The organism is Pseudomonas sp. TMW22089 (assembly GCF_022496645.1).
GTDB lineage: Bacteria > Pseudomonadota > Gammaproteobacteria > Pseudomonadales > Pseudomonadaceae > Aquipseudomonas > Aquipseudomonas paraversuta.
The window spans coordinates 1-24,286 of the sequence record NZ_SCFG01000004.1; the positions used below are offsets into that span (position 1 = coordinate 1).

General features: G+C 59.9%; 22 protein-coding genes and 1 pseudogene. 11 read left to right on the forward strand and 12 right to left on the reverse strand.

The genetic code is table 11. From position 1 onward, the window contains the following. Positions 1–320: 320 nt before the first annotated feature. Complete coding sequence (locus EQV90_RS05585) at positions 321–1,220, reverse strand: LysR family transcriptional regulator (protein ID WP_003445503.1); 900 nt, start codon at positions 1,218–1,220, stop codon at positions 321–323. A 134-nt stretch (positions 1,221–1,354) separates the two neighbouring features. Here EQV90_RS05585 and EQV90_RS05590 point away from each other — a divergent pair, with 134 nt between their 5' ends. The 4 genes from EQV90_RS05590 to EQV90_RS05605 all read left to right on the forward strand — a co-directional run bounded on the left by EQV90_RS05590 (position 1,355) and on the right by EQV90_RS05605 (position 4,668). Further along, complete coding sequence (locus EQV90_RS05590; RefSeq protein ID WP_003445501.1) at positions 1,355–2,053, forward strand: 3-oxoacid CoA-transferase subunit A; 699 nt, start codon at positions 1,355–1,357, stop codon at positions 2,051–2,053. Positions 2,054–2,090: 37 nt separating this feature from the next. Continuing rightward, positions 2,091–2,750, forward strand: coding sequence for a CoA transferase subunit B (locus EQV90_RS05595; protein ID WP_240877850.1), 660 nt, complete (start codon positions 2,091–2,093; stop codon positions 2,748–2,750). Between the two features lie 25 nt (positions 2,751–2,775). Beyond that, positions 2,776–3,963, forward strand: coding sequence for an acetyl-CoA C-acetyltransferase (locus EQV90_RS05600; protein WP_240877851.1), 1,188 nt, complete (start codon positions 2,776–2,778; stop codon positions 3,961–3,963). A 204-nt stretch (positions 3,964–4,167) separates the two neighbouring features. Then, positions 4,168–4,668 (forward strand): PaaI family thioesterase, encoded by a 501-nt coding sequence (locus EQV90_RS05605; RefSeq protein ID WP_160627613.1) that lies wholly within the window; start codon positions 4,168–4,170, stop codon positions 4,666–4,668. 77 nt (positions 4,669–4,745) lie between these two features. Here the strand turns inward: EQV90_RS05605 and EQV90_RS05610 are convergent, their stop codons facing one another. From EQV90_RS05610 to EQV90_RS05630, 5 genes and pseudogenes are all read right to left on the reverse strand, one after another. Next, positions 4,746–5,981, reverse strand: coding sequence for a M20/M25/M40 family metallo-hydrolase (locus EQV90_RS05610; RefSeq protein ID WP_003445492.1), 1,236 nt, complete (start codon positions 5,979–5,981; stop codon positions 4,746–4,748). A 141-nt stretch (positions 5,982–6,122) separates the two neighbouring features. After that, on the reverse strand, positions 6,123–6,458 hold the full coding sequence (locus EQV90_RS05615; protein WP_003445489.1) for an RcnB family protein: 336 nt from the start codon (positions 6,456–6,458) through the stop codon (positions 6,123–6,125). A 112-nt stretch (positions 6,459–6,570) separates the two neighbouring features. After that, positions 6,571–7,131, reverse strand: a pseudogene (locus EQV90_RS05620) (DNA polymerase ligase N-terminal domain-containing protein); the annotation flags it as partial. 76 nt (positions 7,132–7,207) lie between these two features. Continuing rightward, positions 7,208–8,242: a DNA topoisomerase IB gene (locus EQV90_RS05625; protein WP_085994789.1), complete on the reverse strand. Its 1,035-nt coding sequence runs from the start codon at positions 8,240–8,242 to the stop codon at positions 7,208–7,210. 106 nt (positions 8,243–8,348) lie between these two features. After that, positions 8,349–9,224, reverse strand: a complete 876-nt coding sequence (locus tag EQV90_RS05630) for a LysR family transcriptional regulator (RefSeq protein ID WP_010656521.1) — start codon at positions 9,222–9,224, stop codon at positions 8,349–8,351. A 146-nt stretch (positions 9,225–9,370) separates the two neighbouring features. Between EQV90_RS05630 and EQV90_RS05635 the strand changes: the two genes are divergently transcribed. The 4 genes from EQV90_RS05635 (at position 9,371) to EQV90_RS05650 (ending at position 13,306) form a co-directional block, all read left to right on the forward strand. Next, a complete protein-coding gene (locus tag EQV90_RS05635) occupies positions 9,371–10,144 on the forward strand; it encodes an SDR family NAD(P)-dependent oxidoreductase (RefSeq protein WP_010656522.1) in 774 nt (257 codons plus the stop codon). Positions 10,145–10,259: 115 nt separating this feature from the next. Beyond that, positions 10,260–11,423 carry a heparan-alpha-glucosaminide N-acetyltransferase domain-containing protein gene (locus EQV90_RS05640; protein WP_240877852.1) on the forward strand — a complete coding sequence of 388 codons (1,164 nt, stop codon included), beginning with the start codon at positions 10,260–10,262 and terminating at the stop codon, positions 11,421–11,423. Between the two features lie 99 nt (positions 11,424–11,522). Further along, entirely contained in the window at positions 11,523–11,963 is a 441-nt protein-coding gene (locus EQV90_RS05645) for a pseudoazurin (RefSeq protein WP_003445478.1), read from the forward strand. Positions 11,964–11,986: 23 nt separating this feature from the next. Further along, on the forward strand, positions 11,987–13,306 hold the full coding sequence (locus EQV90_RS05650) for an OprD family porin (protein WP_240877853.1): 1,320 nt from the start codon (positions 11,987–11,989) through the stop codon (positions 13,304–13,306). A gap of 318 nt (positions 13,307–13,624) precedes the next feature. On the opposite strand, the gene EQV90_RS05655 is transcribed toward EQV90_RS05650, so the two are convergent. The 5 genes from EQV90_RS05655 to EQV90_RS05675 all read right to left on the reverse strand — a co-directional run bounded on the left by EQV90_RS05655 (position 13,625) and on the right by EQV90_RS05675 (position 19,328). Further along, entirely contained in the window at positions 13,625–14,095 is a 471-nt protein-coding gene (locus EQV90_RS05655; RefSeq protein WP_003445475.1) for a copper chaperone PCu(A)C, read from the reverse strand. A 29-nt stretch (positions 14,096–14,124) separates the two neighbouring features. After that, the gene (locus EQV90_RS05660; RefSeq protein ID WP_003445473.1) at positions 14,125–14,730 is read right to left on the reverse strand and encodes an SCO family protein; all 606 of its coding nucleotides are present in this window, start codon (positions 14,728–14,730) and stop codon (positions 14,125–14,127) included. A gap of 626 nt (positions 14,731–15,356) precedes the next feature. After that, positions 15,357–16,700 (reverse strand): CDP-diacylglycerol--serine O-phosphatidyltransferase, encoded by a 1,344-nt coding sequence (gene pssA / locus EQV90_RS05665; protein ID WP_127195415.1) that lies wholly within the window; start codon positions 16,698–16,700, stop codon positions 15,357–15,359. Between the two features lie 266 nt (positions 16,701–16,966). Continuing rightward, a complete protein-coding gene (locus tag EQV90_RS05670) occupies positions 16,967–18,109 on the reverse strand; it encodes a glycerate kinase (protein WP_240877854.1) in 1,143 nt (380 codons plus the stop codon). Between the two features lie 118 nt (positions 18,110–18,227). Then, positions 18,228–19,328, reverse strand: a complete 1,101-nt coding sequence (locus tag EQV90_RS05675; protein WP_003445464.1) for a sugar diacid recognition domain-containing protein — start codon at positions 19,326–19,328, stop codon at positions 18,228–18,230. Positions 19,329–19,486: 158 nt separating this feature from the next. Here EQV90_RS05675 and EQV90_RS05680 point away from each other — a divergent pair, with 158 nt between their 5' ends. From EQV90_RS05680 to rarD (EQV90_RS05690), 3 genes are all read left to right on the forward strand, one after another. Further along, complete coding sequence (locus tag EQV90_RS05680; RefSeq protein WP_003445458.1) at positions 19,487–20,800, forward strand: MFS transporter; 1,314 nt, start codon at positions 19,487–19,489, stop codon at positions 20,798–20,800. 132 nt (positions 20,801–20,932) lie between these two features. Next, positions 20,933–21,817: an EamA family transporter RarD gene (gene rarD, locus EQV90_RS05685; RefSeq protein WP_003445455.1), complete on the forward strand. Its 885-nt coding sequence runs from the start codon at positions 20,933–20,935 to the stop codon at positions 21,815–21,817. 281 nt (positions 21,818–22,098) lie between these two features. Continuing rightward, positions 22,099–22,980 carry an EamA family transporter RarD gene (gene rarD, locus EQV90_RS05690; RefSeq protein WP_240877855.1) on the forward strand — a complete coding sequence of 294 codons (882 nt, stop codon included), beginning with the start codon at positions 22,099–22,101 and terminating at the stop codon, positions 22,978–22,980. Between the two features lie 6 nt (positions 22,981–22,986). Here rarD (EQV90_RS05690) and EQV90_RS05695 read toward each other — a convergent pair whose 3' ends face one another. Continuing rightward, complete coding sequence (locus tag EQV90_RS05695) at positions 22,987–24,282, reverse strand: ATP-binding protein (RefSeq protein WP_240877856.1); 1,296 nt, start codon at positions 24,280–24,282, stop codon at positions 22,987–22,989. Positions 24,283–24,286 lie beyond the last annotated feature (4 nt).

Genomic DNA, 24,286 nt, shown 5'->3' on the forward strand with positions numbered 1-24,286 from the left:
GAAAAGGTGCTCTTCCGCAAAAAATAGTGAACTGACAGGAGGAAAGGTCTGTTTTTCGATTAAGTCGGTGTTTTTTGAACCTCAGACAGCTAGACCGTTAAAAACGGCTGCTTACTTCAGACCTTCCCTAGGGTCAACTTGCGCGCAGTGCGTTAGTTGTCAGATGCGACAGGTTAAGTTTTTTGCCACTATCACTGAGGCATTCAAGTTCATGCACTGAATCAGTGCTGCAAGATGTTTAGGAATAACTGGCAATGACTAAGAGTATCTTAATGATGTAACCAAAGATTACACGACCACTGCCAGGGGCCATCCGGATCTTAGTCGCAAAACCGTTCGCCAAGTTTCTCGCCGAGCAAACTGTCAAACATCGCCTGGGCCGCTGCCGACAACTCATGGCCGGGTTTGGTCAGGATGCCCATGGCCCGTTCTATCACGGGTTCATGCAAGGTGATGCAGCGGGCGCCGAGCTCGCGCATCTGTTCGGCGCACAGTGCCGGAACTGCGCTGACTCCCAGCCCGCTGGCGACCATGCGTCCGACCGTAGCCAGTTGATGACTTTCAAATTCCACCGGCAATTTCATCTGCCGGGCCTGCAAATGCTCTTCGAGCATCACCCGTACGGCAGAGGGTCGCTGCAGTGTGATGAAGGGTTGTTCCAGCAGGGTTTGCCAATCAATCAGCAAACGCCCGGCCCACTGCGAATCACTGGGCACTATTGCGACAAACCGGTCCATATACAGCGGGGTAAAGGTCAGCGCTGAACCCGGGCCCGGCTTGAAAGCCACCCCCAGCTCCACCTGACGGTCACGCACCATCTCCAGCACCTGTTCGTTGATCACGTCGTTGACCGTGACGTTGAGCCGGGGGTGGCGGGTACGAAAGTTCTTGAGGATACGCGGCAGCAGATTGCCCGAAAACGAAGGTATCGCTGCCAGGGTTACCCGCCCCCGCTGCAGGGTGAAGCGCTGGCGCATCTCATCCTCGGCATTGTCCCACTCGGCAATCAGCCGTCGGGCCAGCGGCAACAGCGACTCACCTTCGGGGGTCAAGGCCACATGCCGTGTGGTACGGCTGAACAGGCGCCCTCCCAGCCCCTCCTCCAGCGCCTTGATGGTCAGGCTCAGGGCCGACTGCGACAAATGCAGGCGTTCGCAGGCCACGGCGAAGCTCAGGCTCTGGGCCACGGCGAGGAAGGCACGCATCTGTTTTACGGTCATGGGCTGCACCCTGGAGTCATTGATTTACTTTACCAATTAATAAACCTTAAAAAACAATTTAACAAATCAATTGCCCGGAGTGACACTCGCTGCCATTGGCTAACCACCCACCACTAACAATAAAAGAGGTGTCTATGGCAGGTTTCGACAAACGTGTGGCGTCCTACGAGGAAGCCCTGGCCGGGCTCGAAGATGGCATGACCGTGATCGCCGGGGGCTTTGGCCTGTGCGGTATCCCGGAAAACCTGATCAACGAGATCAAGCGCAAGGGCACTCGCGACCTGACGGTGGTCTCGAACAACTGCGGGGTTGACGGGTTTGGTCTGGGGGTATTGCTGCAAGACCGCCAGGTCAGCAAAGTGATCGCCTCCTACGTGGGTGAAAACGCCCTGTTCGAGAAGCAGCTGCTGGATGGCGAAATCGAAGTGGTTCTGACCCCCCAGGGCACTCTTGCCGAGAAGATGCGTGCCGGTGGCGCCGGTATTCCTGCGTTCTTTACCGCTACCGGTGTAGGCACGCCTGTGGCCGACGGCAAGGAAATCCGCGAATTCAAGGGCCGCGCCTACCTGATGGAAGAGTCGATCACCGGCGACTTCGCCATTGTCAAAGGCTGGAAGGCTGACCATTTTGGTAACGTGATCTACCGCCACACCGCGCAAAACTTCAATCCGCTGGCCGCCACCGCGGGCAAGATCACCGTGGTCGAAGTTGAAGAGATCGTCGAGCCCGGCGAGCTGGACCCGACACAGATCCATACCCCTGGCATCTACGTCGACCGGATCATTTGCGGCACGTTCGAGAAACGCATCGAGCAACTCACCGAACGTTCCTGATCCCCTGCCCTCAGCCCTGGCTCCACGGAGAACAATAATGGCTCTTACCCGCGAACAAATGGCCCAGCGCGTCGCCCGCGAAATGCAGGACGGCTTCTATGTGAACCTCGGCATCGGCATTCCGACCCTGGTGGCCAACTACATCCCCGAAGGCATGGAAGTCATGCTGCAATCAGAAAACGGCCTGCTCGGCATGGGTGCATTCCCGCAAAAAGGGCAAGCTGACGCCGACATGATCAATGCCGGCAAACAGACAGTTACTGCCCGCACCGGGGCTTCGATTTTCTCTTCGGCAGAATCCTTCGCCATGATTCGCGGCGGTCACATCGACCTGACCGTGCTCGGCGCCTTTGAAGTCGACGTGCAGGGCAATATCGCCTCCTGGATGATCCCCGGCAAAATGGTCAAGGGCATGGGCGGCGCGATGGACCTGGTGGCGGGAGCCGACAATATCATCGTCACCATGACCCATGCGTCCAAGGACGGCGAGTCGAAACTGCTGTCCCGTTGCAGCCTGCCGTTGACCGGTGCCGGCTGCATCAAGCGGGTTCTGACCGACCTCGCCTACCTGGAAATCGCTGACGGTGCGTTCATCCTCAAGGAGCGTGCCCCCGGGGTCAGCGTGGAAGAAATTGTGCGCAAGACCGCCGGCAAGTTGAACGTGCCCGAGCATATACCAGAAATGCAGTTCGCCTGACCTGGCTTTTTCAAGGAGCAATGTGATGCAAGAAGTCGTCATTGTCGCGGCCACGCGCACAGCCATAGGCAGTTTTCAGGGGGCCCTGGCCACTATTCCGGCAGTCGAACTGGGCGCCGCGGTAATTCGCCAGTTGCTGGTCAAAACCGGTCTGGACGCTGATCAGGTGGATGAAGTGATTCTCGGCCAGGTGCTGAGCGCCGGTTGCGGGCAAAACCCCGCGCGTCAGGCGTCGATATTCGCCGGCCTGCCCCACAGCGTTCCCGCCATGACCCTGAACAAGCTCTGCGGCTCCGGTCTCAAGGCGGTCCAGTTGGCGGCCCAGGCGATCCGCTGCGGCGATGCAGAGGTCATTATTGCCGGTGGCATGGAGAACATGAGCCTGGCCCCCTACGTGCTGCCTGCTGCCCGCACCGGCTTGCGCATGGGCCATGCCAGCATGATCGACAGCCTGCTCCACGACGGCTTGATGGACGCTTTTAACGACTACCACATGGGCATCACTGCCGAGAATCTGGTGGACAAGTACCAGCTCGGCCGTGAACAGCAGGATGCCTTTGCTGTCGTGTCCCAGCAAAAGGCTTGTGCGGCCATCGAGTGCGGCCGTTTCGCCGACGAGATCACGCCGATCCTGATCCCCCAGCGCAAGGGCGACCCGCTGTCGTTTGCGGTGGACGAGCAACCCCGTCAAGGCATCACTCTGCAGTCCCTGGGCTTGCTCAAGCCGGCGTTCAAGAAAGACGGCAGCGTCACCGCCGGCAACTCTTCGACCATCAATGACGGTGCCGCCGCCGTGATGTTGATGAGTGCCGACAAAGCCAGGGCGCTGGGCCTGCCGGTACTGGCGCGGATCTCGGGTTACGCCGGTGCCGGGGTTGATCCGGCCATCATGGGCATCGGCCCGGTAGCGGCCACCCGGCGCTGCCTGGCCAAGGCTGGCTGGAGCCTCGACCAGCTGGATCTGATCGAAGCCAACGAAGCCTTCGCAGCCCAGGCATTGGCGGTGGGTAAAGAGCTGGAGTGGGACATGGACATGGACAAGGTCAATGTCAACGGCGGAGCCATTGCTCTGGGCCATCCGATCGGCGCCTCGGGCTGCCGGGTGCTGGTGACCTTGTTGCACGAGATGATCAGGCGCGACGCCAAAAAAGGCCTCGCTACCCTGTGCATCGGTGGTGGTCAGGGAGTGGCCGTGGCCATCGAGCGCGGCTGAAGCGCTACAGGTTCAAACAGTCAGGGCAAGGACCCACGATATCCGCGCACTGACTGGCAACACCCCGGCGTGACTTCGGTCACGCCGTTTTTTTTGTCTGGATGTCGGGTGCTCTCGAGGCTATCGCGAGGCAAGCTCGCTCCTACGGGGGGGTTACGTTAACGTAAGGGCATCTGGCAGACACATATCAAGGAGCAATGCCCAATGACTACTCAGCTCGGTTGTTCCCTGCAAGACAGCGCGGCCCCTGAAGGGGTTTGTTTCGGCTGCGGCACCAGCAATGTCCACGGCCTGCACGTAAAGAGTTTCTGGCATGAGGACGGGGTGCATGTAATCGCCGAGCACCTGCCGGATGCCAAATATTGCGGCTGGCCGGACCTGGTCTATGGCGGCTTGATTGCGATGCTGGTTGATTGCCATTCGAACTGGACCGCGATGGCTTTTCACTACCGTGTGCAGCAGCGTGAGGTCGACAGCCTGCCGCGGATCAATTGCGTCACCGGCAATCTGGGGATCAAGTTCATCAAACCGACCCCGATGGGTGTGCCCCTGACCTTGCGGGCGAGAGTCGAAGGTGAGGTGGGACGCAAAAGCCGTGTGATCTGCGAGGTCTATGCGGGGGATGTGCTGACGGCGGTCGGTGATTCAATCTTTGTGCGCGTGGATACCGCAGAACTGGCTTCCCAGGCCCATGGCCGCCTGTAGAAGCTCTTCGCTGAAAGGCTCGCGAGCAAGCGAGCTCCTACAACAAGCGAGCTCCTACAGATGGACGGGGGGCGGGTTTATCTGGAGAGCTCCCTGATCATTGCCACGGTCAGGTACAGCCGCGGCGCAATGCTGCTCAGTTCGATGTATTCGTCCTCTGCGTGTAAACCTGCACCGACCACGCCCATGGTTTCCAGCACTGCCGGCTTGGCACTGCCCGGCACATAGGCATAACCCGCATCCGTGCCGAAACGCATGGCGATAGGTTCAACCTTCAGACCAATTTCGCCATAGAGCTGTTGCGCCGTTCTGGCCAGGGATTCGGAGCCGGCATTCTTCGCCAACGGCGGCCGGCCCTGGTGCAGGGTGATCGCAGTTTCGGTGTCCGGGATCAATGTGTTCTGCGCAATGCGCTTGGCATCGGCCAGAACCCGGTCGCTTTCGGCCACATCCGAGTAGCGCATGTCGGCCTGGGCGCTCGCCAGGTCGGGGATGATATTGGCCTTGTCGCCGGCCCGGGCCATGGTCCAGTTAACCGTGGTGCCTTTGGCCGGGTCGCCCAGGTCCTTGAGCTGCACGATCTGATGCGCCAGTTCGGTCAGGGCATTGCGACCCTTTTCCGGCGCGGAGCCCGCATGGGAGGACTTGCCCTTGACCTCCATACTGAGCTGGTTGATGCCATTGGTGGCCACGGTCACGGCATCTGTGTCCGGTGGCTCGTAGGAGAATACGTAGTCATGTTTGCGGGCAAGTTCGGCAATGATTTTTTTCGACCCGGCAGAGCCCATTTCTTCGTCGGGGTTAAACAGTATGGTCAGGGTGCCGTAGTCCTTGAACTGTTGATCCTGCAACAACTTGACCGCGTGCAGGATCATTGCCACTCCGCCCTTGGCATCGGCGACACCCGGGCCATAGGCACGCTCACCTTCGGTGCGAAACGGCCTTTTGGCCACGGTTCCGGGGCCGAATACGGTGTCGTAATGCACCATCAGCAGGAAGTCTTTATTACCTGTGCCCTTGAAGGTGCCGACGATATTGTCACCTGCCGAAGGACTGGCCGGACTGGTCTCGACCTTGGCCCCCAGAGCCTCCAGGCGCTTGACCAGCAGCGCGCTGACCTGGTCCAGACCCGGCTTGGTCCCGGTCCCGGTATCCACTGCGACCAGGGTTTTCAAGGTGTCCAGATAAGCCGGCTGTTCGGCCCGGGCTTTGGCCAGCAAGGCTTGCGGATCCGTCTCGGCGGCGTTGACGGCGGCACTGACAAGCAGCGCCAGAACGGTGGCTGCGGTGAAGGAAAAGCGGGACAACTGCATAGGTAAGGCCTCGATCCATCATGGGTAATTATTTTTATCAAGTGCACTTTGTAACCCATATGACGCTACAGATGTCAGGTGCTCGCCGACTTTTCCAGTGGGGTCGGGTGGGTCATCGGGAGCACCTTGCGCGTGGGGAAGCTACTGCGCCAGGACTTTGGCGTCCTTGCTGCGTATCTCCTTGATCACCGAATTGACCCGATTGACCAGGACGTAGTGCCCGCTGATTTCAACCCACTGCTCGGTATCCGAGGGTTGCGGCAGCCCCTTGGCTTTCCAGTTTTTTATCGCGGCCGTGTCGCGGGTGTATTGGTCCGGTGCCTTGTCGCCGTTGCCATAGCAACTGCTCAGATCCATGGACTGCGCCAGGATTTGCCCCGGTTTGCAGTCACTGGGCTTTTCATCGCCAGCCTGGGCTGCGAAGGGTACTGCGCACATGAGACCGGCCAGTATTGATGCAGAAATGATGCTGCGCATGTTCACCTCGTTGTGGTTACCGGCCAGACGCCGGTTTGGGGTTATAGCAACGGTGGACAAGTGCAGGACCGCTAACGTTCCCTTTATCAGGCCTGCCGTGGCTTGTGCTTTGCCGGCCCGGGCCCAGGGTGCGACCGCTGATTACGGATTCCGGGCGTTGGGTGAGCACATCAAAATCGGCCTGCGCTCTGGCGGCATCGTCCTTGTGCTTGATCAAAAACCAGAGCTTTTTCTTGCCCTCTTGCTGTGAACGCACCAGGTTCCAGATGCCTTGCAGCTTGTGGCCTTCGAGCTGGAACTGCAGCTTGCCTTTTTTGAATGACTCGACCGGGTCGCCTATGGGCTTCCACACCCCGTTATCCCAGACAATCACATCCCCTGCCCCATAGTTGCCTTCAGGGATATGCCCCTCGAACGTGGCGTAATCCAGTGGATGGTCCTCCACTTGCACCGCCAGACGCTTGAGCCGGGGGTCCAGGCTTGGTCCTTTAGGCACGGCCCAGCTCTTGAGCGTGCCTTCCAGCTCAAGGCGAAAATCGTAGTGCAGGTGGCTTGCGTCATGCTTCTGGATACAGAACCCATGGCGTTGCGAAGCCTTTTGATCTGCACCGCCGGGCTCCGGCGTGGCTGCAAAATCGCGTTTTTTCTGGTACTCATCCAGCTTGTCGTTCATGACGGATCCTCTTTTTTCGCTGCCAAAAACCTGGTGCGTAATCGGTGGTCGAGCCACGGCCCCGCACGGGCTCCTTCTATTGCCCGGCCGGGGCCGTTTCGAGCATCTTTTCAAGGAACATCGCCAGACCGACTTCTTCTGCCTTGAGCCCCTTGCGCACTCTGGGGCGGGGCAGTTCGGCCAGGGCGCCCGCTACATACCCTTCAAGTACGGCCGGGTGGATGTAGCACTTGCGGCAGACTGCCGGAGTGTTGCCCAAATGCCTGGCAACGCTCTTGACCATGTCCACCACATGCCGCCTGGCATCGGCCTGCGGCTGCCATTGCAGTTCGCGCAACACCGATAACGCCATGGCGCTGCCGGCCCAGGTGCGGTAGTCCTTGGCCGTGAAGTCCGCGCCGGTGAGGCTGTGCAGGCAGGCATTGATGTCGGAAGAACTGACAGTGTGGCGCTCGCCATTCTCGTCCAGGTACTGGAACAGGTTTTGCCCCGGAATCTCCAGACAGCGCTTGATGATCCGCGCCACACGCCGGTCCTTCACGGAGATGTTGTGCTCTACCCCGCTTTTGCCGCGGAAACGGAAATTGATGGTACTGCCGCTGACCTCCACATGCCGGCTGCGCAAGGTGGTCAGGCCGTAGGAACGGTTGTCCCTGGCATATTGGCTGTTGCCGACCCGGATCAGGGTCGCATCGAGCAAAGTCAGTACCGTGGCCATGACTTTTTCGCGGCTGAAACCGGGGGCCGCCAGCAGGCTGTCCAGTTGCCGGCGCAGTTTCGGCAAGGCCAGGCCAAAGTCCCGCAGCCGGGAGTATTTATCGGCATCGCGCACTTCCCGCCAGCGAACGTGATAGCGATATTGTTTGCGGCCCCGGGCATCACGGCCGGTGGCCTGCATATGGCCGCGCGGGTCAGCGCAGATCCAGACATCGGTATAGGCCGGCGGAACGGCCAGGGCGTTGATCCGCTGAACTTCCCCGGGATCGCTGATGCGCTGCCCGTGCGGGTCAAAGTAGGCAAACTTGCCGCGCAGTTTCTTGCGCGTGATACCTGGCTGCGTGTCATCGACATAGTGCAGGTCTGGGGGCAACAGGTCGGACATGGCGCTCATCCTGTACGGGGATTCATGGCCCCTTCAAACCATTGACCGCAGCGGTTGACGTACGTGCCGAGGATTTGCCCGGAGTTTTTTCAGGGTGAGGTGGACGCACCCGGCCTTACAGGATCTCGTTCAGCAGGTTGAACACCGTGAGTTTTACTGCACTGTCCAGGTCCACCCAGGCCAGGCCGGTGGTTGCCCGATAGCTGCCCAGCTCCAGTGGCCTGGCGATGACATTGGCCGGTAATGCTCGTCCGGCATTGGCCGGTAGCAGGCCAATGCCGAGCCCGGCGCAGACCAGTGCCAGCATGGTGGTGAACTCCCCGAGTTCCGAGGCTATTTGCAACTGCAGGCCATGACTGTTGAGCGATTGCATCAATTCATCGTAGAACCCCGGCGCGTAGCGTCTGGCCAGGACCAATACCGGTACACCGGCAAGTGCGGCCGCCGGTACCTTGTCGTACGCGGCCAGCGGGTGATCGGCGGGCAGTGCCAGGATAAAGCTCTCCTGCAACACCTCGCGGGTGTGGATCCCGGGGATCACGGCGGGCAAGCGCATCAGCCCGAAATCCAGCTGGCCGTTTTTCAATGCAGTGGCCTGATCCGGCCCCGGCATGTCCTTGAGTTCAAGTTCAACCCGCGGCAACCGTGCATGCAGTGCCCGCACCAGTGCCGGCAACAGTTGCGGCAGCACCGAGGACACAAAACCAAAGCGCACCCGGCCGATCTCGCCGCGCCCCGAAGCCCTGGCCACATCCGCCGCATGGGCGGCCTGATGCAGCGTGGCCCGGGCCTCGGGCAAAAACACCGCCCCCACCTGGGTGAGCATGACCGAATGCCGGTTGCGCTCGAACAGGCGCACACCCAGTTCCTCTTCAAGCATCTTGATTTGCATGCTCAGGGCCGGTTGCACGATGGATAGACGCTGCGCCGCACGGCCGAAATGCAGCTCTTCGGCCAGGGTCACAAATGATCTGAGATGTTTGATTTCCAATTGGGTGCTCCGCTGAAAAGGGTCTCTGGGGGCACTGATCAAAATAGCTGATCACCAGATCATCAATGACGATTGGACGCTACCCCCGGCCTGGGGTGAAGTAGCAACCGGGCCCTCGAACATAATAAACGGCCCGGGAGAACAGCATGTCATTCAATCTCGCGAGCTTTGGGCTCAATGGCCGCAGGGCCCTGATCACCGGTTCCGGCAAAGGCATCGGCCTGGCGCTGGCCCGGGGCCTGGGCGCTGCCGGGGCAACGGTGGTGATCAATGATCGCAATATGGACAAAGCCCGCCGGGTCGCCAGTCAATTAATCGACGAAGGTCTCAACGCCGAGTTCGCGGTATTCGACGTCACCGATCGGGCGCAACTGTTCGAGGCAATCAACACCTTTGAGGCCGAGACCGGGCCCATCGATATTCTGCTCAACAACGCCGGTGTGCAGCGCCGTGCGCCACTGGAAGACTTTACTGCCCAGGACTGGCATGAGCTGATGCGGGTCAATCTGGACGGTGTGTTCCATGTGTCCCAGGCGGTTGCACGGCACATGATTGGCCGTGGTCGCGGCAAGATCATTAACATCTGTTCGGTGCAAAGCGAACTGGCCCGGCCGACTATCGCGCCCTATGCCGCGTCCAAAGGTGCCGTGAAAATGCTCACCAAAGGCATGTGCGCCGAGTGGGCACGCCACGGGATTCAGGCCAATGGCCTGGCCCCCGGGTACTTTGCCACCGAGATGAACCGGGCGCTGGTGGATGACCAGCAATTCTCCGAGTGGCTGTGCAAACGCACGCCCGCAGGGCGCTGGGGCCAGGTCGAGGAGTTGTGCGGTGCCGCGGTATTTCTGGCTTCGCCGGCTTCGGATTTCATCAACGGACAAACCCTGTTTGTGGATGGTGGCCTGACCAGCGTCGTGTAAACCAATGCCGTCGAAGCCGGGGTTATTGGGAATCTTTCCCATAGGGATGACATCACAACTAGAAATGTTATAAGGTAACCATCCCTTATGACCTCCCCTTGTCTGTGATCCCTTGATGACCACCCCAGTCCAAGCTCCACCCTCAAGTCAGCGCCTGTTGTCCATCGATGCCCTCAGGGGTCTGGTGATTCTGTTGATGCTGCTGGACCACGTGCGCGAAACGTTTTTCTTGCACCGCCAGGTAGCCGACCCGATGAACATCGACAGCACCGAGCCGGTGCTGTTTCTCAGCCGTACCCTTGCCCACCTGTGTGCCCCGGTGTTTGTCTTGCTCACCGGCCTTTCGGCGTATCTGTATGGCGAGAAATATCAGGGCAAGCGCGACGTTTCGGTCTTTCTGTTCAAACGCGGGCTGTTTCTGGTGCTACTGGAGTTGACCCTGGTGAACTTCGCCTGGACCTTCCAGTTCCCGCCTTCGGTGATATACCTGCAGGTGATCTGGGCCATCGGCCTGAGCATGCTCGCCCTGGCGGCGCTGGTGTGGTTGCCGCGGCCCGTCCTGCTGTTGCTGGCCCTTGGCATCATCGGCGGGCACAACCTGCTGGACAGCCTGCACTTCGCTGCCGATTCGACGCTGCATGTGCCTTGGGCGATTTTGCATGACCGCGGCTGGATAGAGTTTTCCGACACCTTGCGCCTGCGCACGTCCTATCCGGTGTTGCCATGGATCGGGGTGATTGCCCTGGGCTACTGCGTGGGGCCCTGGTTCGCCCGCTCTGCTTCGGCTGCCGAGCGCCAGCGCTACCTGTTGCTGGCAGGTGCGGGGGCGCTGCTGGGTTTTGTCGCACTGCGCCTGTTCAACGGTTACGGTGAGGCGCACTGGGTGGCCCATGGCACTTACCTGCAGACTCTGATGAGCTTTTTCAACATCACCAAGTACCCGCCTTCGCTGCTGTTCCTGACCCTGACCCTGGGCGTCGGACTGTTGCTGTTACTGGCCTTCGAGCGGGTTCAACAGAGCAAATGGATCGCCATGCTGGCGGTGTTTGGCGCGGCGCCGATGTTTTTCTATCTGCTGCATCTGTATGTGCTCAAAGTGCTCTATCTGCTCAGTGCTGGCCTGCTCGGCCTGAATCAGGGCAACTATTTCGGTTTCGACGGCATGGGCCCGGTGTGGCTGACGGCGATGTTGCTAGCAATTGCGCTTTACCTGCCGGTGCGCTGGTTTGCCGGGTTAAAGGCCCGTCGTCGCGACATTAGCCTGCTGAAGTATTTCTGAATCCTTTTCGAGCAGACAGCGCCGCGCCCGCAGGCTACTTTAGCGGGCTTCTGACCCTGCGACTGCGTTACTCCTCAAAGCCTATATGGATAGCCCGATATGCGTATTTCATCCCTGAGCCTGTTGCTCAGTGCGGCCCTGCTCTGCTCATCGGCACTGGCGCAAACCCATGAAGTTAAGATGCTCACCCGCAGTGCTACTGCGGGCATGGTGTTCGAGCCGGATTATTTGCACATAGCTCCCGGCGATACGGTTAAATTCGTTGCCACCCAAACCGGTCATAACGCCGCCACTTTGCCCGGACTGTTGCCCGAAGGCGCGCAACCCTTCGCTGGCAAGATCAATCAGCAAATCGAGCAAACCTTCACTGTGCCTGGGCTCTACGGTATTCAATGCGTTCCCCACCTGGCCATGGGCATGGTGATGCTGATTCAGGTCGGTGAGGCCGGGCCGCAGCCTGCGGTACTGCCTGCAACGCTACCGGCCAGGGCCCTTGAGCGTTTACATGTGGCCCTGCAAAAACTGCAGGCCGGGCAGTGAGCAAAGTCCACTGGCGATCTGCGATGCTGCTGGCCCTCGCCAGCCCCATGGCGCTCGCCGACCCGGGCACCCAGGATCGGTCCGCGGGCCTGGTCGAAGACAGTACCTGGAGCCTGGTCAACCGCACGGTTTACGACAGCCGCGAGTATCGCCACGGCGCACGCAACAGCGGAGCGCGCAATGCCTATAAACCGCGCGCCGAACGCAATGATTATGCCGAGGAATGGGCCTACGGGTTGATGGGCACGTTGCAATCAGGGTTCACCCAGGGCCTGATCGGGGTCGGGGTGGATGCCCACGCCTATCTGGGGGTCAAACTGGACAGCGGTGGTGGCCGCGCTGGCAAGGCGCGCCTGTTGGGGCTGGATAACGACGGCTACCCCAAGGACAACTTCGGCCGGGGCGGCGCGGCGATAAAGCTGCGCATGTCGGACACAGTGCTGTCCTGGGGCGAACAACGGGTCAAAACCCCGGTGTTCAGTTCCTCCGACAGCCGCCTGCTGCCGGAAACCGCCACCGGGGTGTTTCTCACCAGCAATGAATTCACTGCCCTGAAGATGGTCGGCGGGCATTTCACCGGGAGCACCGACCGTAACGCCAGCAGTCACGATCAAGGCTTTGTGGTCAATTACTCCAACGGGCCCAAAGGCGATGCCTTCGACCTGGCCGGGGTGGTCTATACGCCGAGTAAAAACCTCAGTGCCAGCATTTACAGCTCGCGCTACGAGGACACCTGGAACCAGCAGTACCTGGGCGCCCTGTACAGCCAGGCGATTGATGACAACCGCTCGCTGACCTACAACTTCAACCTGTATCGCACCACCGATGAAGGCAAGGCACTGTCGGGCAATATCGACAACACCACTTGGAGCCTGATGGGCACCTACGCTCAAGGCCCCCACAGTTTCAGCCTGGGTTATCAGAAGGTGCATGGCGATACGCCGTTCGACTATGTGACGCGGGGTGCGATTTTTCTCACCAACGCCGTACAACTGTCTGACTTCAACGCGCCGAATGAACAATCGTGGCAGGCCCGCTACGACCTGGGGATGACGCCGTGGGGCATGCCCGGCCTGGTGTTCAGCGCGGCGTATGTGCGTGGCAGCCAGATCGACGGCAGTCATGTCGACCCCCGTGGCGGTTATGCGTATCTGGGTTACGGCAAGGGCGGCAAGCACTGGGAGCGGGATCTGGAAGCGCGTTATGTGATCCAGAGCGGTACCGCCAAGGGCACCATCCTGTCACTGCGCCATAACGTGCATCGGGGCAATACGGCCCAGGCCGAACTGGATACCGATCAAGTCCGGCTGGCCGTTGAATACCCCCTGACCGGGCGTTTTTAACCGCCGGGCGGCACTGACGACGGGCGACTGGATGTAGGAGCGAGCTTGTCTCGCGAGCCCTTCAACGCAGCAATGAAGAGCTCGCGAGACAAGCTCGCTCCTACAGAGTACGGGGTGTCGCTTGCAGATTCTGTGGGAGCTGGCTTGCCAGCGATGGCAGTGAGTCAGTCAATACATGCGGCGCCATCGCGAGGCAAGCTCGCTCCTGCAGAGTGCGGGGTGTCGCTTGCATCCTGTGGGAGCTGGCTTGCCAGCGATGGCGGTGAGTCAGTCAATACGTGCGGCGCCATCGCGAGGCGAGCTCGCTCCTACAAGGGTTTAGTGTTGCATGGCGCCGTGGTCATGCATGTCCATCTGCATGCTGTTCAGGGCGCGGGCCTTGGCCGTGACTTCAATGGCTTCCTTGACCCCTTTGCTGTCTTCGACGATCAGGGTCAGCGGCACGTTGTCGCCTTCTTTGATCTGCCCCTTCAGGTCCATCAGCATCACGTGATAGCCCTCTGGATCAATGGCGACGGTCTTGCCAGCCGGCAATGCCACCGATGGCACTTGCTGCATGCTCATCACGTCATTTTTCATCGTCGACTCATGGATCTGCACCGTTTTGGCAACCGGGGATTTGACTTCGACCAGCTTGCTGTCGGTACTCGCGGTGATGTGCATGAAGGCACCGCTCGAGGGCTGGCCGGCAACGGTCGCGCGGACCCAGGCATCATCGACCACGGTTTGCGCGGAAACATGCAGGCTCATGCCCAGCAGGGACAGCAACAGATACTTGACGGGTTTCATATAAGTGGCTCGTTCAAAGGTGCGTGAAATCAGCAGACTGACATGACGGTGAGCAGGTCTTCGGTGCACTGCTTGGCCGACAGCGAAGGTGACAGGCCCATGCGCAGCACGCCACGGGAGTCGAAGACGAAACTGGTGCCGGTGTGCGAAATGGTATAGGAGTCGCCGGTAGGAATTTTCTCGTAAAAAACCTTGAATTCCTTAGCCGTGGCCGCTGTTTCTTCCAGCGTCCCGGACAGCGCGATAAACGTCGGATCGAAGGCTTTGACATAGGCATCGAGCATGGCGGGCTTGTCGCGCTCCGGATCGAGGGTGATAAACACCACCTGCAACCGGTCACCGTCCGGGCCCATCAGCTTCTTGGCCTGGGCAGCACGGGCCAGCGCGGTCGGGCACACGGCCGGGCACTGGGTGAAACCGAAGAAAATCATCGGCATCATGCCGCGGAAACTGCCCAGCATCATTTCGTTGCCTTCGGCATCACGCAACTTGAACTTGCGCCCCATGATTTCATTGCTCAGGTCTTTTGCGTACTTGTATGACAAACCGCTGCCCATGTCGCAGCCGGCAAGCAAACCGAGACTGAGCACGCCAAGTCCTGCAACGACATGGCGGCGAGTCAGTAATTCGTTCATGTATGAGGTTCCTTTAAGCGGCTTTTACTACAAACAAAAGCCTTCACCCTGCGCAGTACGCAACAGGGGTGTACGTCGCCCGGGCCATTGGCTCAAGTACGCACGATTGCTGTGGGGTAGACGCGTTTCATGGGTGCGCAATTTAACACTCTCACCTGCCGCCCGCACGGCCGGACAGCCCCCCGGTAGTGGCCCTGTCTGCTTGCAGGCAGGCAAACCGGGCGGTAACGGCGCTGGCCTGCGACAAATCGCCTCAGGCCCGATTTGTCGGGCCCTGGAGCACATTTGCGCTTGATTAAATACGTGATTGCGATTAACCGCAGAGGTCAACCGTAATTGGTAGCGAATAGGTTTCAGCGTGTAAGCAAATTGCCGCCCTCAAACAGCAGGTACAGCATTTTTTTCACATTGGCTTCACCTCGCCGCTACCCGCCAGCCCTTAGCCTGTTCCGGTTTGAATCAGCCGGTTGAACTGCGCGTCAGGCAGCTATTATCAGGCGGTTATCAGTCAGCCTGATAACGGTGAGCGTTTGCTGCATCGGCGCGCCGAAGGCAGCATCGCCTATATCCCGGGCCTGCCTTGAGGGCGACTGGCGGGCAGCAATGCTCCGCCAGCAATTGACGATCTACAGGATCCTGTAGAGCAAACGTTCAATCCGGACCCGGCTGACCCGGCGCAGAAACTTGGCCACGGCCGGCGGGTACTCGGCCATGGATTCCAGGATCTTGTAGCTCTCTATGCGTCGGGTGTTGGCAAAAATCGCCGCCAGCTCCTTGCTTCGCGGCTCCAGCAGTTCGCGGCGCGGGTCATCGATCAACAGGCCGTTTTCCAGGTCCAGACGGAAGGCTCGGGGGTTCAGATTGTTGCCGGTGAGCAAGGTGTAGCGGTCATCGACCCACAGCCCCTTGAGGTGAAAGCTGTTGTCGCCATCACGCCACAGGTGCAGGTTGAGCAAGCCGCTATCGATCATGGACTGATGTTTTTTGGCAAACCGGCGCAGGCTCATCTCATATAAATAAGGCAATGCCGCGATGACCTTGAACGGCTCGCTCGGCGGGATGTAGAAGTCGTTGGCGGTCTTGTCACCGACCACGATATCAATTTTCACCCCTCGTTCGAGGGCCCGATTGATCTCCCGGGTCACGGGTAGCGGCAGGTTGAAATAGGGCGTGCAAATAGTCAGTTGCTGCTGACTGCTGGCAATCAGCTCACAGATCACCCGGCTCAGGGGATTGTTCTTGCCGACCCCCAGCAGCGGACTGACCGACAGGCCAAAGTGACCGCTGACCCCGGCGCTGGTGTCGTAGCTGGCTTTTTTCAGGTGGCTGCGAAAATCGCCGATGGCACTGCGCAGGCTGCGGGTTGAAGGCAATGATGGCAGGTCCAGGCGATGCACGGCCCTGGTCTGAATCAGGTCCTGTTCAATGAAGTGCTGCATGGAGTCTGCCAGCTGCTTGTTGTGCAGCAGGTGATAGCGGTCGAACCGGTACTTGTCGAACTTGTGCAGGTAGACATTGTTCAGACTGGCGCCGCTGTAAATCACACAGTCGTCAACGATAAAGCCCTTGAGGTGCAGTACCCCGAACAGCTCCCGGGTTTGCACCGGCACCCCGTAAATCGGCACGTGGCTGGCATGGGCAGCGGTTTGCGCCTGATACCAGGCGGCATTGCCGGGCTGCTTGCCGGCGCCGATCAGTCCGCGCTGGGCGCGCAGCCAGTCCACCAGTACCACGATTTCAAGCTCGGGACGGGCGGCTTTGGCTGCGTGCAGGGCATCGAGAATTTCCTGTCCGGCCTCGTCCTGTTGCAGGTACAAAGCCACCAGCGTGATGCGCTGGCGTGCACCCGCGATCTGCTCCAGCAGGCACCGACGAAAGTCAGCCGCGCCGGGCAAGATGCTCAAGGCATCGGCGGATATCGGGAAGCTGCGTAGCTTGGGCAGCAAAGAGCGTTTGAAGAGCGACGGCATAGGGCTCGCTAAGGGTCGAATGCGAAGAGCCACGAAGCTTACACGATCGTGCCCCGAAGCCATACCGGCCATGGCAAACCGCCAGGTTGCCGGTGGTCGCTGACGAGGCTCGAAGGCTGCGATTAGGTCCGCAGGACCTTGCTTGACGGCCACACAGAAAACCTGTGGCGGTATCAAAAAGCACCTGCGGTGTCACAACCAGAAAGCTCGCAGCCTTAGAATCTCGTCTGCGACTACGCGGGTCGGTCAATCAAGACGGGGGCGGGTTAATACGGGCCCGGTTTCAGGCTCAACAGGCGGGCAATGTCCCGCGCCCGATCGGTGAGCAATTGCTCGGCCCGGGCACAGGCGTCTTCCAGGCTCATCGGGCCACTGGTGATGGCAAATGCGGCATTGACCCCGTGCTCGTACATGGCCTGGTAGCCCTCGCCCAGAGTGCCGGCCAGTACCACCACCGGTACACCCTGGGCCCGGGCGATGCGCGCGACCCCGAAAGGGGTTTTGCCGCGCAGGGTTTGCGCATCAAAACGGCCTTCGCCGGTGATCACCAGATCAGCGCCCTGCACCGCTTCGGCCAGGCCCACCAGTTCGGCCACCACTTCAACTCCGGCGCGAAACTGCGCGGCGAAAAACGCCTTGGCGGCAAAGCCGAGACCGCCTGCAGCCCCCGAACCGGGCTCCTGACGAACATCCCCGGGCAAGACCCGGGCGCAGTGATCGGCAAAATGCCCCAGGGCCTTGTCCAGTAGCTGGACCTGCTCAGGGGACGCGCCTTTTTGCGGGCCGAATACGGCCGATGCCCCGTGTTCGCCACACAGGGGGTTGTTGACGTCTGCGGCAATCTCGAAGCGCACCTGGGCCAGGCGCGGATCAAGGCCTGCAAGGTCGATACGGGCGAGTCCGGCCAGGGCCAGGCCGCCGTGTGCCAGGGGCTGGCCCTGCTCGTCGAACAGCCCCAGGCCTAAGGCTTGCAACGCACCGGCGCCGGCATCGTTGGTGGCGCTGCCGCCGATGGCGAGGATGATGCGCCGGGCGCCCGCATCCAGGGCCGCCCCGATCAGTTGGCCGGTGCCGAAGGTGCTGCTGATGCACGCATCGCGCTGTCCCGGTGTCAGCAGTTGCAAGCCGCTGGCTTCGGCCATTTCAATGATTGCCGTGTGGCTGTCCGGCAGCCAGCCCCAGTGGGCCTCGACCGCTGCGCCCAACGGGCCTTGCACCTGGTTGCGGCGCAACTGGCCATTGCCTGCGGCCACGATCGCCTCCACGGTGCCTTCTCCGCCATCGGCCATGGGACACTGGATCAACTGTGCCTGTGGCAATACCTGGGCGAAACCGGCAGCAATGGCAGCAGCGACTTTTTCAGCGCTCAGGCTGTCTTTGAACGAGTCGGGGGCAATCACGATTTTCATGGGGCGCATCTCCAGTTCTTATGGCGTCCATGCTGCCAGCAACTGACTGCAAACACGCCAGTCTGGTGCACAAGCAATAACGGCCTTTGTTGTTCATTTTTACAAGACGCGGCTGACCCTAGAGATTCTGGGGCAGCAGTTGCACGCCCAGGTACAGGGCCAGCATGCCGTTCAGACTCAGCGGGTCGACACCGCTCAGTTCGGCGATGCGCTCCATGCGATAGCGCAGGCTGTTGCGGTGAATGCCAAGGGCATCGGCGCACGCCTGGCTCTGGCCATCGTGCTCACACCAGCTGCGCAAGGTCGCGATCAACTGGCCGTTGCCGTCTTTGGCCACCACTTTGTGCAGCGGGCCAAGCAATTCTTCAAGGGCATCGTCATTGCGGTGACGCCACAGCATGACCGGCAGGCGATAGCGATTGAGGCTAAGCAGTCGCGTCTGCGGCAATACATCACGACCGTAGGCCAGCAGGTCGCCGACCCGACGATAACAACGGCGCAAGCCATTGAGAGCATCGGCCTGCCCTCCTGCGGCTATGCGCAAAACCTTCCAGCCCTGTGCGTCGAGCTTTTCCAGCAGGCGCAGGTCATCCAGCGCCGCCGTTGCCGGGCGGCACCACAGCAGTGAGCCGGTGGCCGGGCTCACGCACCAGCTGTCGGGGAAGCGCGATTGCAACCAGGCACTCAAGGCCTCGGCGCTTTGCCCGCTGCCCAGTTCAAACAGGTATGGAATGCGCGATAACTGTGGCTTTAGCCCCAATTGCCGGGCCTCATCGATCAAGCGCGCGGAATCGCCGCCTTCACTGAGCAGCAAGGCCACCAGATCATCACAGCGCTGGCGTCGCCATTGTTGTTCGGCTTGCTGAAAGCGCTGGCCCACCAACATCTCGGCGGTCATGCGCACCAGTTCGGCGTAGGTGCGCAGCAATTGCGGATCGCCGGTGAGGCCCAGTACGCCGATCAGGCGCTGATCGAGCAAGAGCGGCAGGTTGATCCCCGGTTGTACCCCTTTGAGGCACTTGGCGGTTTGTTCGTCGATCTCCACCACCCGTCCATTGGCCAGTACCAACTGCGCCCCTTCGTGCCGGGTATTGATACGCTCAGGCTCGCCACTGCCAAGGATCAGGCCCTGGCTGTCCATGACATTTACGTTGTACGGCAAGATGGCCATCGCGCGATCCACGATGTCCTGTGCCAAATCATGATCCAGTTCGAACATAGGGTGAAAATCCTTGTAGGCATTTGTTCACGGGCACAGGTGGCGCGGATAAAACCTGTGCAGGGGCACAAAGACAGCAGCGTTGGGGTGGCCGAGACTCAACACGCGATCAACGTTAACCTCGGATCGTGAAAAATCATAATAAAGAGAGACATAAGATGTCACAGAGCGCCGCCGCATCGCTGATCAGCGATGACGATAAAAACGCCATCTACAAACGCATCACCCTGCGTTTGATCCCCTTCATCTTCATTTGCTACCTGTTTAACTACCTGGACCGGGTAAACGTTGGCTTCGCCAAATTACAGATGCTCGACGCGCTGAAGTTCAGCGAGACGGTATACGGCCTTGGCGCCGGGATTTTCTTTATCGGCTACGTGCTGTGCGGCGTGCCGAGCAACCTGGCCCTCAGCAGATTCGGGCCACGGCGCTGGATCGCCGTAATGATGATCGGTTGGGGCCTGCTGTCGACCTGCCTGATGTTTGTCACCACCCCTGCCGGGTTTTATACCCTGCGTTTTTTCACCGGCGCGGCTGAAGCGGGGTTCTTTCCCGGGGTGGTGCTGTATCTCTCGCAGTGGTTCCCGACCTTCCGCCGCGGCCGGATCATGGCGTTGTTCATGTGTGCCATTCCGGTTTCGGGCCTGATTGGCGGCCCTTTCTCCGGCTGGATCCTTAGCCACTTTGCCGCGGGCCAGGGCGGTCTCGCCGGCTGGCAGTGGATGTTCCTGCTGCAAGGGGTGCCGACGGTTGTGCTGGGCGCACTGGCGATTTTCTTGCTCAGTGACAGTTTTGCCAACGCCAGATGGCTCGGTGCAAAAGAGCGCGCAGTGCTGGAAGCGGACCATGCCCTGGACGCCCTGAACAAACCTGCAACCACCTCCGACTCATTGCTCGCAGTATTCAAGAACCCGGCCATCTGGGCGTTCGGTCTGATTTACTTCTGTATCCAGAGCGGCGTATACGCGATCAACTTCTGGCTGCCGTCGATCATCAAGAACATGGGCTTCAGCGATACCCTGGTGATCGGCTGGATCAGCGCTATCCCCTACTTGCTGGCGGCTGTGTTCATGTTGCTGGTGGGCCGTTCTGCGGACTTGCGCAAAGAGCGCCGCTGGCATCTGGTGGTGCCTATGTTGATGGGTGCACTGGGCCTGGTGATTGCCGTCAATTTTGCAGCCCAGCCGGTGATCGCCATTCTGGGGCTGACCATCGCCACCATGGGTGCCCTGACCGGTTTGCCAATGTTCTGGCCGGTGCCGACCGCCATGCTCAGTGCCGGTGCGGCAGCGGGCGGCCTGGCGCTGATCAACTCGATGGGGCAGATGGCCGGGTTTCTCAGCCCGTACCTGGTGGGCTTTGTCAAAGACGCCACGGGCTCCACCGACGTAGCCCTGTACCTGTTGGCGGCAGTCATTGTGGGCGGCAGCCTGTTGGCGCTGCGCATGACCCGCGGCATGACTCAGGCATAAACCCCCTTGGCCTCTGCAGGAGCGAGCTCGCTCCTGCAGAGGCCAATGTGAGCAAGCCATTTGCCCTTCGGCCCGCTGAGCCTCAAGCTATGCACCTCCAATAATCAGAATGTGCGTTTCAACGAGGCTGTTGTGTCCAAAGGTATTGTCTTATCAGTTCTGGCATCGAGCCTGTTCGGTGTCATGTATTACTTCACGTCCCTGCTCTGGCCCTTGAGCGGCGCCGAAATCTTCGGCTGGCGAATGCTCCTGACCCTGCCCTGCATGACTCTGTTCATGTGCTTTTCCGGTGACTGGCGGCTGGTTCCGGTGATCGTCTCGCGGCTGCGTCAGCAACCCCGGCTGTGGGCAGTGCTGGTGGCGTCCAGCGCACTGGTGGGGGTGCAGTTGTGGCTGTTTCTGTGGGCACCGCTTAACGGCCATAGCCTCGACGTCTCGCTGGGCTACTTCCTGTTGCCTCTAACCATGCTTCTTACCGGGCGCCTGGTCTATGGCGAGCAGTTATCGCATTTGCAGAAAATCGCTGCGGCTCTGGCCACCCTCGGGGTCGCCAACGAGGTGTACCGGGTCGGCGGATTTTCCTGGACCACCCTGGTGGTTGCTATCGGTTACCCGCTGTACTTCGTATTGCGCAAACGCGCAGCCACGGACAACCTCGGCGGCCTGTGGGTCGATATGCTGTTGTTGGTGCCGGTGGCCTGGTGGTTTGTGCAGAGCGGTGAGCAAGGATTCGCTGTGGCCAGCCATCGCCCGGCGCTGTATGCGCTTATTCCGCTGCTGGGGGGCATCAGCGCCCTGGCATTGATCAGCTACATTCTGGCCAGTCGCATGCTGGCATTCAGCTTGTTTGGCTTGCTCAGCTATGTAGAGCCGGTATTGCTGGTGATTGTCGCGCTGCTGCTGGGGGAAAGTATCAGCGCCGGACAATGGCTGACCTATTTGCCAATCTGGCTGGCGGTATTGGTTCTGATGTTTGAAGGCTTCAAGCATCTCGTGCGCCAACGTCGCTCGGTGTGAGGTCCGGGGGCCAGGTATGCGGGGCCTGAAAGACCTCGCAGCCTCGTGCCCCGGCAGCGACTGCCCGGTGGCGGTAGACCGTTTATCTTTTTTTTCAGAAACACGAACGCTCGTTTAAAACGACTTTGGCCCAGTATTTGCTTGGCGTTTTGTCTCTTGAGCGCACTCAACAAGAATCAGTCCCAAGTAGTTGGTTTAAAAGACATTTGCCAACGACCCTGAACAGCCTCAAGCTATGTTCCCACTCAAACGAGTAACGTTGTAGATCCATTGAGGTTGTTGTGTCTAAAGGCATTTTTCTATCGATTTTGGCTTCCTGCTTGTTCGGCGTCCTGTACTACTTCACTTCTCTTCTTTGGCCCCTTGATGGTCAGGAAATCTTCGGCTGGCGAATACTCATATCGCTGCCATTCATGACACTCTTTATCTGCCTCTCCGGCGACTGGAAATGGGTTCCCATCATTTTCAAGCGCTTAAGCGATAAACCTCTACTGATTCCTTGCGTATTGCTCACCAGCTTCCTGGTCGGCCTACAGCTGTGGATGTTCATGTGGGGGCCGCTGAACGGGCACGGTCTGGATGTGTCACTGGGATATTTCCTGCTGCCCTTGACGATGATCCTCACCGGTCGCATCGTCTACGGTGAACACCTGTCGCACCTGCAGAAAATAGCCACGGCCCTGGCCGTTATCGGCGTTGCCAACGAGTTGTACCGCACCGGCGGTTTCTCCTGGACGACCCTGGTGGTCGCCATCGGTTACCCGATGTACTTCGTACTGCGCAAAAAAATCGGTATCGACAACCTCGGCGGTCTGTGGCTGGACATGCTGTTGATGATCCCGGTTTCGCTATGGTTCGTGATGGCAGGCCCCCATGTAGATCTGGGCGCCCAGCGCGAGGCGCTGTATGCACTGGTGCCGCTGATGGGGATTATCAGTGCCGCCGCAGGCTTTGCTTACATTCTGGCCAGTCGCCTGTTGCCGTTCAGCCTGTTTGGCCTGCTCAGCTATGTCGAGCCGGTGCTACTGGTAGCCGTGGCCCTGTTGCTCGGTGACAGTCTTGAAGAGGGTCAGTGGCTGACCTATGGTCCGATCTGGCTCGCGGTGGTGGTGCTGATCATCGAAGGCCTCAAGCATGTGAGCCGCCAGCGCCGCTCTATCTGAGCCGCGCTAACCGGGCAACCATAATTTGAAGCGGGCACCACCCAAGGGTGATTGCTCCACGCTCAAACTGCCGCCCTGGGCTTCCAGGGCGCGTCGACTGATTGCCAGCCCCAGACCAAAACCTCCCGTTGCACGATCCCGACTGCGGTCCAGACGATAGAACGGCTCGAAAATCCGTTCGCGTTCGGGCTCCGGTATGCCGATGCCATCGTCGTCGACCCATAGTTCGCAGCCCTGTGGCGTTACGTTTACGCCCACCTGAATTCGGCGATCACAGTAGCGCATGGCATTGCGCAACAGGTTTTGCAGGGCCCGGGCCGTGAGGCGCGGGTCAAGGGCAAAGCGCTGTTGAGTCCCGTGCAGGCGCACATCCAGCACTATGTCGGGGGTCTCCAGTTCTTCATCAAAACTGCCGAGGATGCTGTCGATAAATTCGTCCAGCGATACCTCGACCCGCTCCGGTGCCAGCCGGGGATTCTGCAGGCGACTGAAAGACAACAGGTCCAGTACCAGCTCATCCAGTTCACGAATGTGTCCGACCAGTAATTGCAGGCGTTCGCGGCTGGCCTCGGGCAGGTCGTCGCACAGTACCAGGGCCAGACCGAAGTCCAGTCGCGTCAGGGGTGTACGCAACTCATGGGAAACTGCGTTCAGCAGGTCGCGCTGCTGATTGAGCAGGCTTTCAACGTCCTGGGCCATGGTGTCAAACACCGTGGCCAGGGCATAAATGTTTGAACGCGGTGAAATTTGCGTGCGCTCGCTCAACTGTCCCTGGCCAATGCGCGCCGCGGTGTGTTTCAGACGCTCCAGGTCGCGCCAGTGCGGGCGCATCCAGAGCAGCAAGCCGCCGAGCAAGGCAGCGCCGATCAAGACGTTGATACCCCAGTACAACAGATTCATTTCCAGCGGATCAGGGGGCATCACCCACTCGATGGCCTGCTCCCGGTTCAGCGGCGAGACCACCAGGGTGCGCCAGCCCCAGTCGCCGATGCGTATCACGCCCTGCCCTTGCTGCAGCTGGTGTTGCTCCTTGGGGGTGAACTTGGGGTCGTTGATGGGCAGCAAGTTGACGCGTATGGGTTTGAACTGGGCGTCCAGATCCCGGGCAAGGTCCGGCCACTGCCCGACGGGGAGTTGCTGAAACTGTTTGACCAGCAGGGTCTGCATGCCCCGCGACATATCGGCGTTGTAGCTGACGAAACGCTCATGGAACAGCGTCACCACCAGTTCAGGCACGGCATAGATGGCAGCAGCAAAGGTAACCGTCGTTACCAGATACAAACGAAGCAGGAGCTTGAACATGGGC

Excerpts from the sequence above, each read along its gene's own strand:
- EQV90_RS05585 (WP_003445503.1), bottom strand. The coding sequence starts at position 1,220 with ATGACCGTAAAACAGATGCGTGCCTTCCTCGCCGTGGCCCAGAGCCTG.
- EQV90_RS05590 (WP_003445501.1), top strand. The coding sequence starts at position 1,355 with ATGGCAGGTTTCGACAAACGTGTGGCGTCCTACGAGGAAGCCCTGGCC.
- EQV90_RS05595 (WP_240877850.1), top strand. The coding sequence starts at position 2,091 with ATGGCTCTTACCCGCGAACAAATGGCCCAGCGCGTCGCCCGCGAAATG.
- EQV90_RS05600 (WP_240877851.1), top strand. The coding sequence starts at position 2,776 with ATGCAAGAAGTCGTCATTGTCGCGGCCACGCGCACAGCCATAGGCAGT.
- EQV90_RS05605 (WP_160627613.1), top strand. The coding sequence starts at position 4,168 with ATGACTACTCAGCTCGGTTGTTCCCTGCAAGACAGCGCGGCCCCTGAA.
- EQV90_RS05610 (WP_003445492.1), bottom strand. The coding sequence starts at position 5,981 with ATGCAGTTGTCCCGCTTTTCCTTCACCGCAGCCACCGTTCTGGCGCTG.
- EQV90_RS05615 (WP_003445489.1), bottom strand. The coding sequence starts at position 6,458 with ATGCGCAGCATCATTTCTGCATCAATACTGGCCGGTCTCATGTGCGCA.
- EQV90_RS05625 (WP_085994789.1), bottom strand. The coding sequence starts at position 8,242 with ATGAGCGCCATGTCCGACCTGTTGCCCCCAGACCTGCACTATGTCGAT.
- EQV90_RS05635 (WP_010656522.1), top strand. The coding sequence starts at position 9,371 with ATGTCATTCAATCTCGCGAGCTTTGGGCTCAATGGCCGCAGGGCCCTG.
- EQV90_RS05640 (WP_240877852.1), top strand. The coding sequence starts at position 10,260 with ATGACCACCCCAGTCCAAGCTCCACCCTCAAGTCAGCGCCTGTTGTCC.
- EQV90_RS05645 (WP_003445478.1), top strand. The coding sequence starts at position 11,523 with ATGCGTATTTCATCCCTGAGCCTGTTGCTCAGTGCGGCCCTGCTCTGC.
- EQV90_RS05650 (WP_240877853.1), top strand. The coding sequence starts at position 11,987 with ATGCTGCTGGCCCTCGCCAGCCCCATGGCGCTCGCCGACCCGGGCACC.
- EQV90_RS05655 (WP_003445475.1), bottom strand. The coding sequence starts at position 14,095 with ATGAAACCCGTCAAGTATCTGTTGCTGTCCCTGCTGGGCATGAGCCTG.
- EQV90_RS05660 (WP_003445473.1), bottom strand. The coding sequence starts at position 14,730 with ATGAACGAATTACTGACTCGCCGCCATGTCGTTGCAGGACTTGGCGTG.
- pssA (WP_127195415.1), bottom strand. The coding sequence starts at position 16,700 with ATGCCGTCGCTCTTCAAACGCTCTTTGCTGCCCAAGCTACGCAGCTTC.
- EQV90_RS05670 (WP_240877854.1), bottom strand. The coding sequence starts at position 18,109 with ATGAAAATCGTGATTGCCCCCGACTCGTTCAAAGACAGCCTGAGCGCT.
- EQV90_RS05675 (WP_003445464.1), bottom strand. The coding sequence starts at position 19,328 with ATGTTCGAACTGGATCATGATTTGGCACAGGACATCGTGGATCGCGCG.
- EQV90_RS05680 (WP_003445458.1), top strand. The coding sequence starts at position 19,487 with ATGTCACAGAGCGCCGCCGCATCGCTGATCAGCGATGACGATAAAAAC.
- EQV90_RS05695 (WP_240877856.1), bottom strand. The coding sequence starts at position 24,282 with ATGTTCAAGCTCCTGCTTCGTTTGTATCTGGTAACGACGGTTACCTTT.